This window comes from Limosilactobacillus caecicola, assembly GCF_943192935.1.
In the GTDB taxonomy this organism is placed as follows: Bacteria; Bacillota; Bacilli; order Lactobacillales; family Lactobacillaceae; genus Limosilactobacillus; species Limosilactobacillus caecicola.
The window spans coordinates 174940-191325 of sequence record NZ_CALPCI010000003.1 but is presented as its reverse complement, the minus strand read 5'-3'; the positions used below and the strand labels follow the sequence as shown (position 1 = coordinate 191325).

The following is a 16386-nucleotide window of genomic DNA, read 5'->3' as shown; positions in this document are numbered from 1 at the left end:
GGAAATACCAATGCAACAAATTTCGAGCTTCCAAAGTGATGGCGGCAAGCTGTACCTGGTCCCCACCCCAATTGGGAACCTGGATGATATGACCTACCGGGCGATCCAAACCCTCAAGGACGTCGATTTGATTGCCGCGGAAGACACCCGGCATACCCAAATGTTGTTGAATCATTTTGACATTCACACCCCGTCCATTTCATTTCATGAACACAACACGGCCGAACGGATTCCCCAATTAATCCAGCGGTTGAAAAAGGGGCAATCGATTGCTCAGTGCAGTGACGCCGGCATGCCATCGATCTCTGACCCTGGCAAGGAATTAGTAGCCGCGTGTGTCCAAGCCGGTATTCCGGTGGTTCCATTACCGGGTCCGAACGCTGGGCTGACCGCTTTGATTGCGTCCGGCTTAGTGCCACAACCATTTTATTTTTATGGCTTTTTAGACCGGAAACACCAACAACAAATTGCCGAATTAGACCAATTGAAAAATCATCCGGAAACGTTAATTTTTTATGAGGCTCCCCACCGACTAAAGAAGACCTTGCAAGTAATGCAAGAGGTCTTCGGTGAGCAACGCCAAGTGGTGCTGGCCCGGGAATTAACCAAGCGGTACGAGGAATTCTTGCGGGGCAGCCTGCAAGATGCTAACGAATGGGCCCAACAAAATGAGATCCGCGGTGAATTTGTAATCTTGATTGCGGGAAATGACCACCCGGAAGTGGCGGCAGATGAGCAACCACAGGGCACACCGATTGAGCAAGTCGATGCGGAAATTGCCCGAGGGATGAATACTAATGCGGCGATTAAACTCGTGGCCAAGCGACTCGGGATTAAGCGGCAGGCGCTGTATAAGGACTATCATCAATTTTAGGAGTACATTATGGCGGAACAGAAATTGTTTAGTATGGCGCATGAGGTAAATTATTATGAATGTGATCCGAGCGGACGCATTAGCTTGAGTTCACTGATTGCCCTAATGATTTTGGCTTCGGAAAAGCAAAACAAGACTTTGGGGGTCGATGAAGACATCACGCGCAGTCTTGGAGGAGGCTGGGTGATTATTGATTACGAAGCCCACTTCGACCAACCATTACCACGTGACAAGGAACAGATTGATCTGCAGACCAAATTGTTGGGATATAACAAATTTTTCGCGGTCCGTCAGTTACTCGTTCGCAACGCGCAGGGTGAACTCATCGGCAGCGTCAACGGTCTCTTTATTTATATGGATTTGCAGAAACGGAAAATGGCGCGGATTCCTGAAGAGATCATGGCGCCGTATGAACTCGACGCCGTGCTGAAGCTCCCCAAGGTGCAGCGGCCGGACCATGTCGAGTGGGAAGCTGATTGGAATGGTCATGAGTACCGGGTCCGTTACTTTGATATTGATATCAATGGCCACGTCAATAATGCCCGTTACTTTGACTGGATGTTAGATACCCTCAACCACCAATTTTTGTTAAACCACCAGATCGTCGATTTCCGGATGAACTATGAACATGAGGTCCGTCCCGAAACCACCGTGGTCAGCTATTCATCTCAACCAGTGGAAAATGCCGACCATCAGCTAGTGACCCAGCATAAAATTTTCGTGGGTGAGGATGAATGTGCGGCCGCCACGATTACATGGCGGAAGTGTTAACTATAAAAAATTGATCATCACGCAAAAGGGTGCCAGACAAGCTTCTGGCACCCTTTTTTATGGGGGCTTTTTCTAATACCATCATTGATTAAATATATGTTATTCTAAAGGAGTAATTGGAACGGAAAACGGGGTGAATGATGTGGAAAAAGGCTTATTAGGATTAATACTGTTGAATCCGGACCGGTTGACTTTGCGGATCATTGACTTGGCTAAGCACGAGGTCGTGAACGAAGCTCGGTCAGGATCGCTGCGGGTTGGTCAGCACCAAATTGCGAACTACCCGGAAAACATCACGGCGATTACTAATAACTTGCTGGGGTTTAAGAACCTCTTAGCCGATTATGCGGTCACAAATTACCATCTATACGGGACACTCGACGATATGGATATCGTCACGGGGAAATACGTGGCCAACCAAATCTATGTCCGTACGGGCATGCAAATTGAGTGGTTCAATAAGGACCAGACGCTGGCGCAGGTGTTAGCGGCAGTGCAGGACAACCTGAACCAGCAAACGCCACCAGAAGAGCAGCTGACTGGTTACGTCCTAAACATCGGGTTAAGCACTAGTAATTTGGCGTACTTTAATGATGGCAACTATGCGACGTCCTGGGAAATCGACCTGGGGAAGGCCCGCTTAAGCCAGTTGGTTGACCAACTTCGCCAAACCGCGGCGACCCCGAGTGACATTATTTTGGATTACATTAGTTCCAAGCTGGAGTACCTGGTCCCCGAATTAAAGACGAGTAAGGAGTCGACCTTACTGATTCAGGGTGCCGACACGCTGGCGGAACGTTACCTCAAAACCGACCAGCACGTGGACAAGATTCCCCACAAGGCCTTCCATAAACGCTATCAGCACCTGCTGAACGCATCGGACCAATACATCATCCACCATTACGATGTCGACGAACAAAGTGTCAAATGGGTTTTGCCGACCTACTTGATTGTGCGGCAGATCATGCACCTCTTGAATGTCCGCAAGGTTTACGTCACGGACACCAGTATCCTCGATGGGGTAGCCACCACCCATCGTGATCCCGCCACGGTCGTGAATATGGTGAAAACGGCGGCCGACAACCTAGCATTGCGTTACGGGGCTGATTCGAGTCACAAACGCTTTGTGACCAAGGTGGCCTTGCAGCTCTACGATGCGTTGAAGCCAATTCACCGCCTTAGCGACCACTACCGGCTACTCCTCGAAGTGGCTTGCAAGGTGGACGACATTGGGAACTTTATTAATCCCCAGGGCCATTATCGGCACTCCGCCTATATTCTCGAAGCCAACCCCCTGATTGGGTTGTCGAGTCAGGATAATGAAATTATTGCGGAAGTTTCGCGTTACCACAGTTCCGAAACGCCGGAAGTCGACCAGCCCCACTATATGCAACTCGATAGTGCTATTCAGCTACCAGTGTCTGAATTAGCGGCGATTTTGCGAGTGGCCGATTCGTTGGATGACTCACGGTTGCAAAAGATCTTGCGGGTCCACTTACGGTTGGTTGACGATGACTTGCAGATCCGGGTTAAGACAACGGACGACTTGGTTCTCGAGCAATGGGCCTTTGAACGCAAAAATCAATTATTCACTGAAGTTTATGGCCTGCACCCGAAATTAATCATCACGGGGAGGAAATAGCGAATGTACAAAGACTTTTACAAATCAGCAAATTACGTGAACCGGGAACTTTCCTGGATCGACTTCAACGGCCGGGTCTTGCACGAGGCGTTAGATTCCAACAACCCCTTGTTGGAACAAGCTAATTTTGTTGGGATTACGCAAAGCAACGTGGACGAATTCTTTATGGTCCGGGTGGCCTCGCTGCATAAGCTGTCTGCCGCCAACGTGCAAACTACTGACGCTTCAGGGATGACTCCGGAAGAACAATTAGTGGCGGTTAACGAGAAAGAACACCGGATGGTGGAACAACGTTACGACGTGTACAACGACCATGTTCTACCCAAGCTGGCGGACTATGATATCAAAATCCTGGCCGAGGCTGACTTAGGTGAGCAGGATTATGAATACACGCAGCGGTATTTTAATGACGAATTACTACCAGTACTTACGCCGATGGCGGACGACGTTTCGCGACCCTTCCCGTTCATTAACAACGGGTCATTAAACATCGCAGTCAAGCTCCGCCGCAGCAAGAAGCAAACTCCGGATCAAAAGGCGATTTTGGAGGGTGACCAAGAAATTCCGGGTTCGACTCCCGAACCGCATGAGGACCGCCAACATCACCCACACAAGTTTGCGACGATCCGGGTGCCGAGTATTTACCAACGACTGGTAAAATTGCCGGAAAAGAACCACTTTGTCTTGATTGATGACCTGATCCAGGAATTCATGAGCGTGCTGTTCCCTGGCTATAAGATTGAAGCCAGTGGCACTTACCGAGTCATGCGGGACATGGATTTGGACGTGGCCGAAGAGGATACGTCCGACCTCTTGCGGGCGGTCCAACACCAATTGAAGGCCCGGGAACATGGTCACGTGATGCGGCTCGAGATTGGCACTAACTTTGATCCGTGGCTAAAACAACACCTTTTGGAAAACCTTCACGTCAGTGATCAGGCCATTTACCAGGTTGCCGGACCGGTCGACCTCAGTTTTTTGAAAAAGTTGTCCGGGCTGGTCGTCGGTCATGATGACCTGCGTTACCCACCATTTAAGCCGTACCTGAATCCGAAATTAACGATGACGGACAATATCTTTGCGGCGATTCGGCACAAGGATTACCTGATGCAACACCCGTATGATGATTTCCAAGCGGTGGTCAACTTTATTCATCAGGCCGCGCTTGACGATAAAACCCTGGCGATCAAGATGACCCTCTACCGGGTCTCGGGAAATTCGCCGATTATCAAGTATTTGGGGATGGCAGCCCAACGTGGCAAGCAGGTCACGGTGTTAGTCGAAGTCAAGGCCCGGTTTGACGAACAAAATAACGTTCGCTGGGCCCGGCGGTTGGAACAAATGGGCTGCCACGTGATTTATGGTCTTGCGGGCCTTAAGACGCATTGTAAGTTGGCTCTGGTCATCCGCCGTGATGAGGACGGCCTACGGCGTTACATGCACCTGGGAACGGGAAACTATAATGACGTCACTGCCCATTTCTACACGGACATGGGGCTCTTAACCTGTGACTACGAATTGGGTTCGGACCTTACTAACCTCTTTAACATGCTGTCCGGCTTTGCCCGGCCGAAATATTTCCACAAATTGCATGTGTCACCAAACGGCATTCGGGAATTCATTAATGAGAAAATCGACCAACAGATTCAGCTGGCTAAGGACGGCAACCCGGCCCTGATTGGGATGAAGATGAATTCGCTGTCGGATAAGCAAATTATTGCGCATTTGTACGAAGCTGCCGCCGCTGGGGTGGAAATTCACCTGATTGTGCGCGGGATTACCTGTCTGCGCAACGACCTGCCGGAATTACAGGGGCGGATTCACGTCCATTCGATTGTTGGCCGCTTCCTGGAGCACTCCCGGATTTATTACTTTGCGGGCAATGATCACGAAGAAATTTACCTCTCCAGTGCCGACATGATGACCCGAAACCTGAACCGTCGGGTGGAGGAACTCTTCCCCGTCACGGAAGCGGATACGAAGCAACGGGCTATCGAGATTTTTAAGAAAATGTGGCATGACAATACCAAAGCCTGGGAGCTCAACGGTGATCATTATGAAAAAATGACCCCTGGTAAACAGCCAGCCGTCAATTCCCAAGAATTTTTTATGGAAGAAGCCACGGCATTACGGAAGCAGGAAAAACACGAACGGAAGAATAAAAAGCGGTTGAGTAATGTCTTTGAAACGTTAACCAAGCACGTCACTGGATTGCATTTGAATAATTCAGCGGATCAACCAAAGGAGTAACGAACTTATGAGTAGCAACTTAGCAATCATCGATTTGGGATCGAATTCGTGTCGCTTACGAATTACGGAGATTTTTGAGCATGGGCGGACCAAATTAGTCCGTTACGAAAAAGAATACGTCCGGTTGTCGGAAAACATGGGGAGCGCCAAAGTACTCCAACCGGTGCCGATGGAACGGACACTAGAGACGCTCCAGCGCTTTAAAGAAATTTGTGACGGGTTGCCGAACGTCCGGCTGATTGCCGTGGCGACTGCCGCAGTGCGGCAGGCCGTGAACCAAGCCGAATTCTTGCAACGAGTCAAAAAAGAAGTTGGTATCGATTTTCGGGTGATTTCGGGTGAACGGGAAGCCTACCTCGATTACGTTGGGGTTTCGCGAACACTAGAAATTGAAAATGGCCTGATTATCGATACTGGTGGTGCCAGCATGGAAATGATTTTGGTGGATCAGGGGCAAGCCGAAGAATTGGTCAGTCTGCCGATTGGTTCAGTCATTTTGTCGCAGAATTACCACCTTAACGACCGGATTAATGCGGCCGATCTGTATGATGCGGCCGTGAAAGTCGACGAAGTTCTTTCTACCCAGCGATGGCTAAACCGGGCCCGGCACACGCAGGTGGTGGCCTTGGGTGGTAGCAACCGGGCCCTGGCCAAAATGTACCGGTGGAAATTAGCGAAGGACCCAGCAACGGTCCAACCGGTTCATGGTCTGACCATGCAAACGGCAGAGGCCAATCAAATGATGCATGAACTCCTGTCCACAGACCGCAATGGCCGGGCCAAAATTCGGGGGATCAATAGTTCACGGGCTGATGTGATTGTCGGGGGACTTTTGCCGCTGATGGCCTTGCTCCGGCAGTTGAATATGCACGAAGTCCGCTTTAGCAACAATGGACTGCGGGAAGGACTATTGTTTGAATATCTAGACCATGAAGTGGCCCCGAATTAATAATCGCGGTCCAGTAGGGAATGTACTATAATACTAATAACGTTAAATTTGAGATGTAAATGGAGGAAATTTTTCAATGGCAATTTTGGTTTGCGGGGGAGCGGGCTACATTGGCTCCCACATGGTAAAGCGGTTAGTGGAAAATGGCGAAGATGTCGTCGTGGCGGATAACCTTTCGACCGGCCACAAGAAGGCGATTGATCCAAAAGCAAAGTTCTACCAAGGGGATATTCGCAATCGGACCTTTTTGGACCGGATTTTTATCAACGAAGATATCACCGCGGTGGTCCACTTTGCGGCCTTTTCCATTGTGCCTGAATCAATGAGCGAACCATTAAAGTACTTCGATAACAACACGGGTGGCATGATTACCCTCCTGGAAGCCATGCGCGACTTTGGTGTGAAATACATCGTCTTTAGTTCAACCGCTGCTACCTACGGGGTGCCAGAACACATGCCAATTAAAGAAACGGATCCCCAAAAGCCAATTAATCCATATGGCCTTTCCAAGCTGATGATGGAACACATGATGGAATGGGCTGATCGGGCGTATGGGATTAAGTTTGTTGCCTTACGGTACTTTAACGTTGCCGGTGCGGCTCCTGATGGCACGATTGGTGAAGACCACGGTCCAGAAACGCACTTGGTCCCAATTATTCTCCAAGTGGCGCAGGGCAAGCGTGATGAATTGAGTATTTTTGGTGATGACTACAACACTCCAGATGGGACCAACGTTCGGGACTATGTTCACGTCATGGACTTGGCCGATGCGCACATTCTGGCGTTGAAGTATCTGCGGGAAAATAACCAATCGAATGCCTTTAACCTGGGTTCATCGACTGGTTTCTCCAACAAACAAATGCTGGAAGCGGCCCGGGAAGTGACTGGTAAGGAAATTCCGGCGAAAATTGCTGACCGGCGGCCTGGTGATCCAGATTCACTGATTGCCGCTAGTGATAAAGCGCGGAGTGTCTTGGGTTGGCAGCCACAATATGATGACGTTCATGATATTATTGCCACCGCTTGGAAGTGGCACTCCACCCATCCAAAGGGTTATGATGATCGAAACTAGTTGTTAAAGAGGCCGGGGAGTTCCTCAGCCTCTTTTAATTTGACGAGTATGGTAAGATACTTACTAGATGAAAGGACGATCGATATGAAAATACTTGCGCTTGATACTTCCAATCAGCCGATGAGCGTGGCCTTAGTTGAAGATGATCAATTGAAGGCGACGACCACATTGAATATGGTCCGCAACCATAGTATTTATGTATTACCAACCATTAATGAACTGTTTGAACAAGTGTCCTGGGAACCGGCTGACCTTGATCGGGTCGTGGTTGCTCAAGGACCTGGTTCCTATACTGGGGTGCGGATTGCCGTTACGACGGCGAAAGCCCTGGCGATGACTCTGCAGAAAGAACTTGTAGGCGTTTCGAGCTTGGCAGTTTTAGCGGCCAATGTCCCGCCGATGACGGATGATTTAATCGTGCCATTTATGGACGCCCGGCGGGGAAATGTCTTTGCTGGTGGTTACCAATACCAAAATGGCCGCTTGGTTAAAACGCTTGACGAGAAACACATTGCTTTTCAACAACTCCTGACGACTTTACAACAGGTGGACCAGCATGTCTTGTTAGTCGGGCAGGACACTCCAAAACTCCAGAAGGCTGTTGCAACATTTCCGGATAATGTTCAATTGTTACCGGAGGCTTATGCATTACCGTCGACCTATCAATTGGCGGTGCTTGGCCGGCAAGAACCAGTGGTGACGGATCTGGATGACTTTGTGCCAAACTACCTGCGGTTAACCGAAGCTGAGGTGAATTGGTTGAAGGACCACCCAGGAAAACAAGATGACGCCAACTATGTTCAAGAAGTTTAGACGGTGGCTGGCGGTCTTTTTTGATGACGTCAGTGGGAAACCAGTTAGTTATGAAGACCGTGACGTGGTCATTGGGCTCACACGGTATCGGGTCCTGCAGGGGCGGACCTTGGATATCCATGCATTACTAAAGATGGAACGCGAAATCTATGGCTCCATGCCCTGGGACCGCACCTCTTTTGAAATTGACATGGAGCGTCCCGATAGTTTGTATTTAATCTTGGTGGATTGTGAAACCCAAGCAATGGTGGCCTTTATTGGGACCAATTTCAATTACTATGCCCGGGACGTTCACATTTCTAACATTGGGGTGCTGCCGGCATTTCAGATGCATGGCTTAGGAACTTTTTTAATCAAGGAGATTGAACGTAAAGCCGTGCGCGATAACTTTTCGAGCCTGAGCTTGGAAGTCCGGCGTTCCAATAAATACGCACAGCGGCTGTACCACCATCTTGGCTTTATAACGACACAAGTCCGTCACCATTATTATCTTGATAATGGCGAGGACGCTTTTGAGATGTTAAAGAAACTTGATCATGAAAGGAAATAGCAAATGGCAGAGGATACATTAATTTTGGCCTTCGAATCTAGTTGTGATGAGACCAGTGTGGCCGTTGTCAAAAATGGCACGGAAATCCTGTCCAACGTGGTGGCTACCCAAATCCAGAGTCACCAACGGTTTGGCGGGGTGGTCCCTGAAGTTGCCAGTCGTCACCATATTGAGTGGATTACCCGTTGCATCCACCAGGCCTTAGACGAAGCAGGCGTTAGTTACGATGACTTGACAGCCGTGGCGGTGACCTATGGGCCAGGCCTCGTTGGTTCATTGTTAATTGGGGTGACCGCGGCCAAAACCGTTGCGTGGGCGCACCATCTTCCGTTGATCCCGATTAATCACATGGAAGGACATATTTATGCCGCCCGTTTTGTGGGTAAATTTCAGTTTCCCCAAATGGCCTTGTTAGTTTCCGGTGGTCACACCGAATTAGTGTACATGCCGAATGAACATGAATACGAAATTATCGGTGAAACCCGTGATGACGCGGCTGGAGAGGCCTATGATAAAATTGGTCGGGTGTTAGGCGTTAATTATCCGGCGGGGAAAACGATTGATGAGTGGGCCCACCAGGGCCAGGACACCTTTGATTTTCCGCGGGCCATGGAAAAGGAAGCAAACCTCGATTTTAGTTTTTCTGGATTAAAGAGTGCCTTTATCAATACCTGTCATAATGCTGACCAGCGTGGTGAACAACTGGATAAGTATGACTTAGCGGCCAGCTTCCAACAAAGTGTCGTAGACGTTCTAGCAGAGAAAACGATGCGGGCGCTTGGTGAATACCCAGTCAAACAGTTGATCTTGGCCGGCGGGGTCGCGGCTAACCAGGGCCTGCGCGACCGGTTAAAGGAGGATATGCAAAAGCAATTCCCACAAGTCGCCATGTTGCAAGCTCCCCTCAAATACTGTGGAGACAATGCGGCGATGATTGGCGCAGCCGGCTATGTTGCTTACCAACATGGAGACCGGGCGGGTTATGACCTGAATGCGGTGCCAGGCTTATCATTTCCAGTTAACAAGAAATAGTTAAACAGCGAACGGCCAAGGAGTCGTTCGCTATTTTATTACGTAATAGTTAATAATTTTAATCATTTTCTCATTTTGAGCCCGCACATCAGACAGATTATGGTATGATTATTCATTGAAGTAGGAAATATGTTCGTTATTTAAGGCGGTGGATAATTTGAAAAAGGTACTGATTGCCAATCGGGGTGAAATTGCAATCCGGATCATTCGTGCTTGTCACGAATTAGGTCTCCAAACGGTTGCAGTTTACGCCAAAGAAGATGAATACGGTGTCCATAGGTTCCGGGCGGATGAAGCCTACCAAATTGGGGCCGGCAAGAAGCCCATTGACGCCTACTTGGATATGGATGACATTATCCGGGTTGCCAAGCAAACGGGGGCGGATGCCATTCACCCTGGTTATGGTTTCTTAGCAGAAAACGAAGAATTTGCGGAAAAGTGTGCCCAAAACGGGATTACGTTTATTGGGCCCACGGTCGAACAACTCAAGATTTTTGGGGATAAAATTACCGCTAAGGAAGTAGCGGAAAAGAACGGTCTGCATACGATTCCGGGGATTAATGAACCGGTGAAGTCCATGCAAGAAATGCAGGATTTTGCTCACCAACACGGCTACCCAATTATGATTAAAGCTGCGATGGGTGGCGGTGGCCGTGGAATGCGGATCGTCAAGGATGATGAAGAATTGAAGACCGCCTATGATCGGGCCCGAAGTGAAGCCAAGGCGTCGTTTGGGGACGATGAACTCTATGTTGAAAAATACTTAGAGAATCCCAAGCACATTGAAGTGCAGATATTGGCGGACGAACACGGGCATGTGATGCACCTGTTTGAGCGGGATTGTTCAGTACAACGGCGGAACCAAAAGGTGATCGAATTTGCGCCAAGTTTAGCCTTAGATGACCAGCGCCGGAAAGAAATTTGTGACGCTGCCGTGCGGTTAATGAAGGGCGTTCATTACCAAAACGCTGGGACGGTCGAATTCCTGGTTACCAAAGATAACTTTTACTTTATCGAAGTTAACCCACGGATCCAGGTTGAACACACGGTGACGGAATTAATCACTGGGGTCGACATTGTGCGTTCCCAAATTCGGATTGCGGCGGGGGCTGATTTACACAAGGACCTGCATTTGCCAGCCCAAGATGAACTGACGATGAATGGGTACGCCATTCAATGTCGGGTCACGACCGAAGATCCGGAAAACAACTTCATGCCTGATACCGGGAAGATTCTTACCTACCGGTCACCAGGTGGTAACGGGGTCCGGTTAGATGGTGGGAATACCTATGCCGGAGCCGTCGTCACCCCTTACTTTGACTCGTTATTGGTTAAGGCCTGTGTCCACGCGCGGACTTTCCACAACACCGTTGAAAAGATGATCCGGGTCCTCAATGAATTTCAAATTCGGGGTGTCAAGACGAATATTCCATTCATGCTCAACGTTTTGAAGAACCCAACTTTCCAAAAGGGGGAAGCCCACACAACCTTTATTGATCAAACCCCATCGCTCTTTAAGTTTGATCACCAAGCTGATACCCAACAGCAACTGTTAAACTACGTGGGGGACGTGACGGTCAATGGATTCAACGGCGTAAAACGGCGTGATCAGGTTAACCAGGCTGACGTGAAGTTGGCCCCAATGCAGTTGACGACCGATGGCTTATTACCAATTGTGAATGCCAAGGACGTGCTGGATCGCGAAGGTACGGCCGCAGCAATGGATTGGGTGAAGAAGCAAAAGTTAGTCTTGCTCACCGATACCTCCATGCGTGACGCACACCAAAGTTTGTTTGCGACGCGGATGCGGACTCATGACATGTTGCCGGTAGCCGACATTTATGATCGGGCGTTACCAAACGTCTTTTCTGCTGAAGTTTGGGGTGGAGCCACATTTGACGTTGCTTACCGTTTCTTAGGCGAAGATCCATGGGAACGGTTAAAGGCTTTACGGAAGCGGATGCCACACACTCTCTTGCAAATGCTATTGCGGGGTTCCAATGCTGTTGGTTACAAGAACTACCCAGACAATGTTTTAAAGAAATTTATTGACCGAAGTGCCACTGACGGGGTCGACGTCTTCCGGATCTTTGACAGCCTAAACTGGGTTGAACAAATGCAAAAGAGTATCGAGTACGTTCGTGATACCGGTAAGATTGCTGAAGGAACGATGTGTTACACGGGTGACTTACTGAGTCCTCATGAAACCAAGTACACCTTGGATTATTATAAGCAATTAGCTGGCCAACTGGCTGACGCGGGTGCACAAATTCTCGGCATTAAAGATATGGCCGGCCTATTGAAGCCGGAAGCTGCCTATGAATTAGTAGGTGAATTGAAGGCTAAATATGACCTGCCAGTTCACTTACACACCCACGATACGACTGGCAATGGTGTGGCGACCTATGACCAAGCTACTCGGGCGGGAGTCGACGTCGTTGACGTTGCCATGAGTGCCTTGTCTAGCACCACCAGTCAACCGAGCATGAGTAGTTTTTACTACAGCTTGGAAGGTAATGACCGGCAACCAGAACTGAACATTGATAACGTTGAAAAGATTAACCAATACTGGGCGGGAATTCGGCCACTCTACGATGATTTTGCCAATGGGATTGATGCACCACTTCCCGATCTTTATCAAACCGAAATGCCTGGTGGTCAGTATTCAAACCTGCAACAACAAGCCAAGTCGCTGGGAATTGATGACTTTGAACAGGTCAAGGCAATGTACCGGGTGGTTAATCAGTTACTCGGGGATATCGTCAAGGTAACCCCGAGTTCAAAGGTTGTCGGAGATCTGGCAATCTTTATGATTCAAAATAATTTGACGGCTGACAACATCTTGGAACGTGGCAAGACGCTGGACTTCCCAGAATCTGTTGTTAACTTCTTTGCTGGTGACCTGGGTCAACCATACGGTGGTTTTCCAAAGCAACTTCAAGAAGTCGTCCTCAAGGGCCAAAAGGCAATTACCGTCCGGCCAGGAAGCTTAGCTGCGCCGGTGGACTTTGTCAAGGAAACTGACAAGCTTGAACAAGCAATTGGTCGCCAACCAAGTGAAGAGGAAGTTATCTCCTACGTCCTGTATCCAGAAGTTTACTTGGATTACTACAAACGTCACCAACAATATGGCCGGATTGGTGTGCTCGATACGAACACCTTCTACCAAGGCATGCGTCCTGGTGAAACGGTCCACGTCCACTTGGCACCTGGTAAAACCGAAATTTTGCGGTTAGACTCCATCTCTGATGTGGATGTTGACGGCAACCGGCACCTCTTCTTTGCCGTTGATGGTGAACAAGTTGAATTACCGGTTGAAGATCAAACACACGCCGACGTCAAGGTCAAGGTCCCAAAGGCGGACCCAAGCGACCCCGGTCAAATTGGGATGCCGCTGAATGGGACGGTCGTTGAAATCCTCGTTAAGGAGGGTGAACACGTCAAGAAGGGTGATGCCCTGATTGTTACCGAAGCCATGAAGATGGAAACGACGATTAAAGCATCGTTTGATGGCACGGTTGAAAAAATCTACGCCAGCGAGGGTGCCGTAATGGATAGCCAAGACTTGTTGATTCAACTTAAGGCGGATGAATAAAAAAACCGGGAGGGTGACCAAGAAGCGATTAGCCGCTTCCTTGGTCACCCTTCTGTTTGCTATAAGGAGTTATTATGAAACTTGATCAAGGGCAAATTGCCCAATATTTAGGAGATCATTTCCCGGGAAAAGTGTTGGTGGCCCAATCAGTGCCATCAACCCAACAGTGGGCCAAGCAAAGTGATGATTCGGTTCCAGCGGCTTTTCTCGCCGAACAGCAAACGGCTGGATATGGGAAAAGAGCGCGGAAGTTCTTTTCACCAGAATATACGGGACTCTACTTGAGTATTAGTTTACCTAACATTCCGGTTGCAGAAATGCCGAAGGCTGGGCTATTTACGACGGGCCTGGCGAATACGATTGCTAATGTGCTGGAAAATTATTACCCGGGAAAACATTTAGGTGTGAAATGGGTCAACGACGTTTACCTTAGTCATAAAAAGGTTTGCGGAATTCTGGTCGAAGCTCAAATGACCGGGACAAAGCTCAGCTGGATTGTTGGAATCGGCATTAATTTGAGTACCGTGGATTTTCCTGATGAGATCGCTAATCAAGTTGCCAGCATTGGCCATACGCCGATTGACCGGAACTGCCTGGCGGCAGATATCATTCAGAACGTGTGGCGCTTAAAGCAGGATTATCAATCTGGCAAGTTTATCGATGAGTATAAGCAGCGCTTGATTATTCGCGACCATGAGGTCACACTCCAGTTAGCCGACCGTGCCGTTACCGGTCAGGTGCGGGGCATTGATGAGCAGGGACGGCTAGTTTTAGAAACCACTGACCATTACTACCAGGCCTTTAGTGATGGTGAAGTGATCAAGGTTCAATATTGAAGCATGATGAAAAACAGGGAAGCCCGCGAGTCGGGCTTCCCTGTTTGGTGTTTATTGGTCAAATTCTTCTAATTCTTCAGCGGCCAGTGTCCAATTTTCTTCGGCCTGGTCCAATTGAGTTTGCAATTCATCCAGCTGCTTTTGGAGGTCGCTGAGTTTTGCAATATCAGTGGCAATTTCTGGATTTGCCATTTGTTCTTCGACTTGGTCATGTTGTTGCTGCAATTCGTCCATTTCTTGTTCGTATTTATCAACTGTCCGTTGTAATTTCCGGCGGGCCCGCTGTTCTTGCTTGCTAGCTTGATAGGATTGCTGAGCTGCGGATTTAGTGGTTGTTGACTGTGGAGAATTTTGCGTTGGTGTTTGTTCAGAGACACTAGTGGTCGCAGTCTGTTCAAGGAAGTCATCATAGTTACCTTCATAGTGGTGAATCCCAGTGGCAGACATATCGAGAATATCCGTGGAGACTTGATTCAGAAAGTACCGGTCGTGGGAGACAAACAGGACTGTTCCAGAAAACTCATTAATGGCGGTTTCGAGAACTTCTCGACTATCAATGTCCAGGTGGTTGGTCGGTTCATCCAAAATCAGGAAGTTGATTGGTTGGAAGGACAACTTGGTTAACTCTAAGCGGGCCTTTTGCCCACCACTCAGTTCTTTGACGGTCTTAAAGACGTCGTCACCAACGAAAAGGAAGCTACCGAGCAGTGAACGGATTTCCGTTTCGGGAACTTCTGGATGGTCATCCCAGACTTCATCGAGCACCGTTTTGTCAGGATGGAGTTGTTGTTGCTCCTGGTCGTAGTAACCAATTTCGACATTGGCGCCAATTTTAATTTCGCCACTGATGGCGGGGATTTTATGCAAAATGGTTTTCAAAAGGGTTGATTTACCAATCCCATTGGGACCAATAATTCCAATTCGTTGGCCTTTCCGTTCTTGAAAGGTTAGCGGGCCGGCAAGCACCTTTTCAGCATAACCAACTTTTAAACTATCAACGTCGAGCACTTCATTGCCGCTTTCCTTATCAGAATGGAATGAGAAATGAATGGAGCGGTCATCAGTCGTGGGGCGTTCCATCCGATCCATTTTTTCCAATTGTTTGCGCCGTGCTTGCGCCCGTTTCGTCGTTGATGCGCGGACCAGGTTTTTATTTACGAAATCTTCCAGCTTACTAATTTCTTTTTGCTGCTGGTCGTAGTGTTTCATGGCCGCTTTTAGACGGGCCGCTTTTTCCTTCATAAATGCAGAATAATTCCCGGTATAGTGGGTTAAAGTATGGTTTTCTAGGTCGTAAACCTGGTTGACAATCCGGTCGAGAAAATAACGGTCGTGTGAAACAACCAGGACCGAACCATTGTAGCCCCTTAGGTAATCTTCCAGCCAGCTTAAAACGTTCATATCGAGGTGGTTGGTCGGTTCGTCAAGGATCAATAATTGGGGTTCCTGCAATAAAATTTTGGCTAAGGCCAATTTAGTTTTTTGACCGCCGGAGAGGGAATTAATCGGTAAATCATACATGGTTTCATCAAAGCCAAAACCGGTCAGCACCCCGCGCATTTTGGAAGCATATTCAAATCCACCACGTTCTTTGAACGTCGTCTGCAGGTCATCATATTGCTTAATAACGTTTTGGTACTCCGGCGACGCACTATCGATCGTGGCCAGCTGGTTTTCTAAGTTGTGGATCGATTGTTCCATCTGGTGAAGTGGTGCGAAAACGCGATCTAGTTCCGCCCAGATCGTATTTTGTGAATCAAGTCCCTGGTCCTGCGCTAGGTAGCCGATTGTTAAACCATGAGCTTTTGAAATAACTCCTTCGTCCGGTTCGGTAATCCCGGCAATCATCTTTAACAGGGTCGTCTTCCCAGCCCCGTTGCGACCCACGAGGGCGGTGCGACTATGCTCATCGATTTGCATGTTGACATTGTGAAATAAGACGTCGGCGCCGAAGCGGCGTTCAACGTTGTTGGCTTGCAATAATAGCATTGAAAAACCTCGT

At 48.7% G+C, this 16386-nt stretch carries 12 protein-coding genes; 11 read left to right on the top strand and 1 reads right to left on the bottom strand.

Annotation, left to right across the window (positions count from 1 at the left end; all coding sequences use genetic code 11):
- Nucleotides 1-10 precede the first annotated feature (10 nt).
- From rsmI to NFR43_RS06050, 11 genes are all read left to right on the top strand, one after another.
- On the top strand, nt 11-874 hold the full coding sequence (gene rsmI, locus NFR43_RS06100; RefSeq protein WP_251547481.1) for a 16S rRNA (cytidine(1402)-2'-O)-methyltransferase: 864 nt from the start codon (nt 11-13) through the stop codon (nt 872-874).
- 9 nt (nt 875-883) lie between these two features.
- Complete coding sequence (locus NFR43_RS06095; protein ID WP_251547479.1) at nt 884-1645, top strand: acyl-[acyl-carrier-protein] thioesterase; 762 nt, start codon at nt 884-886, stop codon at nt 1643-1645.
- 142 nt (nt 1646-1787) lie between these two features.
- A complete protein-coding gene (locus NFR43_RS06090) occupies nt 1788-3287 on the top strand; it encodes an exopolyphosphatase (protein WP_251547477.1) in 1500 nt (499 codons plus the stop codon).
- Between the two features lie 3 nt (nt 3288-3290).
- Nucleotides 3291-5537 carry an RNA degradosome polyphosphate kinase gene (locus NFR43_RS06085; RefSeq protein ID WP_251547475.1) on the top strand — a complete coding sequence of 749 codons (2247 nt, stop codon included), beginning with the start codon at nt 3291-3293 and terminating at the stop codon, nt 5535-5537.
- Nucleotides 5538-5544: 7 nt separating this feature from the next.
- Nucleotides 5545-6486: a Ppx/GppA family phosphatase gene (locus tag NFR43_RS06080; RefSeq protein ID WP_251547473.1), complete on the top strand. Its 942-nt coding sequence runs from the start codon at nt 5545-5547 to the stop codon at nt 6484-6486.
- Nucleotides 6487-6562: 76 nt separating this feature from the next.
- Nucleotides 6563-7558, top strand: a complete 996-nt coding sequence (gene galE, locus NFR43_RS06075) for a UDP-glucose 4-epimerase GalE (protein WP_251547472.1) — start codon at nt 6563-6565, stop codon at nt 7556-7558.
- Between the two features lie 84 nt (nt 7559-7642).
- On the top strand, nt 7643-8371 hold the full coding sequence (tsaB, locus tag NFR43_RS06070) for a tRNA (adenosine(37)-N6)-threonylcarbamoyltransferase complex dimerization subunit type 1 TsaB (protein WP_251547471.1): 729 nt from the start codon (nt 7643-7645) through the stop codon (nt 8369-8371).
- The gene (gene rimI / locus NFR43_RS06065; protein WP_251547469.1) at nt 8343-8921 is read left to right on the top strand and encodes a ribosomal protein S18-alanine N-acetyltransferase; all 579 of its coding nucleotides are present in this window, start codon (nt 8343-8345) and stop codon (nt 8919-8921) included. The genes tsaB and rimI overlap by 29 nt, the downstream gene beginning before the upstream one ends.
- Before the next feature lie 3 nt (nt 8922-8924).
- The gene (tsaD, locus tag NFR43_RS06060; protein ID WP_251547467.1) at nt 8925-9953 is read left to right on the top strand and encodes a tRNA (adenosine(37)-N6)-threonylcarbamoyltransferase complex transferase subunit TsaD; all 1029 of its coding nucleotides are present in this window, start codon (nt 8925-8927) and stop codon (nt 9951-9953) included.
- A gap of 157 nt (nt 9954-10110) precedes the next feature.
- The gene (locus NFR43_RS06055) at nt 10111-13548 is read left to right on the top strand and encodes a pyruvate carboxylase (protein WP_251547465.1); all 3438 of its coding nucleotides are present in this window, start codon (nt 10111-10113) and stop codon (nt 13546-13548) included.
- 74 nt (nt 13549-13622) lie between these two features.
- Nucleotides 13623-14384, top strand: a complete 762-nt coding sequence (locus tag NFR43_RS06050; protein ID WP_251547463.1) for a biotin--[acetyl-CoA-carboxylase] ligase — start codon at nt 13623-13625, stop codon at nt 14382-14384.
- Nucleotides 14385-14435: 51 nt separating this feature from the next.
- Here the strand turns inward: NFR43_RS06050 and NFR43_RS06045 are convergent, their stop codons facing one another.
- Nucleotides 14436-16373: an ABC-F family ATP-binding cassette domain-containing protein gene (locus NFR43_RS06045; protein WP_251547461.1), complete on the bottom strand. Its 1938-nt coding sequence runs from the start codon at nt 16371-16373 to the stop codon at nt 14436-14438.
- Nucleotides 16374-16386: the final 13 nt, after the last annotated feature.

What these genes read in the sequence shown, in the direction of transcription:
- rsmI (WP_251547481.1), top strand. Translation starts at nt 11, where the DNA reads ATGCAACAAATTTCGAGCTTCCAAAGTGATGGCGGCAAGCTGTACCTG.
- NFR43_RS06095 (WP_251547479.1), top strand. Translation starts at nt 884, where the DNA reads ATGGCGGAACAGAAATTGTTTAGTATGGCGCATGAGGTAAATTATTAT.
- NFR43_RS06085 (WP_251547475.1), top strand. Translation starts at nt 3,291, where the DNA reads ATGTACAAAGACTTTTACAAATCAGCAAATTACGTGAACCGGGAACTT.
- NFR43_RS06080 (WP_251547473.1), top strand. Translation starts at nt 5,545, where the DNA reads ATGAGTAGCAACTTAGCAATCATCGATTTGGGATCGAATTCGTGTCGC.
- galE (WP_251547472.1), top strand. Translation starts at nt 6,563, where the DNA reads ATGGCAATTTTGGTTTGCGGGGGAGCGGGCTACATTGGCTCCCACATG.
- tsaB (WP_251547471.1), top strand. Translation starts at nt 7,643, where the DNA reads ATGAAAATACTTGCGCTTGATACTTCCAATCAGCCGATGAGCGTGGCC.
- rimI (WP_251547469.1), top strand. Translation starts at nt 8,343, where the DNA reads ATGACGCCAACTATGTTCAAGAAGTTTAGACGGTGGCTGGCGGTCTTT.
- tsaD (WP_251547467.1), top strand. Translation starts at nt 8,925, where the DNA reads ATGGCAGAGGATACATTAATTTTGGCCTTCGAATCTAGTTGTGATGAG.
- NFR43_RS06050 (WP_251547463.1), top strand. Translation starts at nt 13,623, where the DNA reads ATGAAACTTGATCAAGGGCAAATTGCCCAATATTTAGGAGATCATTTC.
- NFR43_RS06045 (WP_251547461.1), bottom strand. Translation starts at nt 16,373, where the DNA reads ATGCTATTATTGCAAGCCAACAACGTTGAACGCCGCTTCGGCGCCGAC.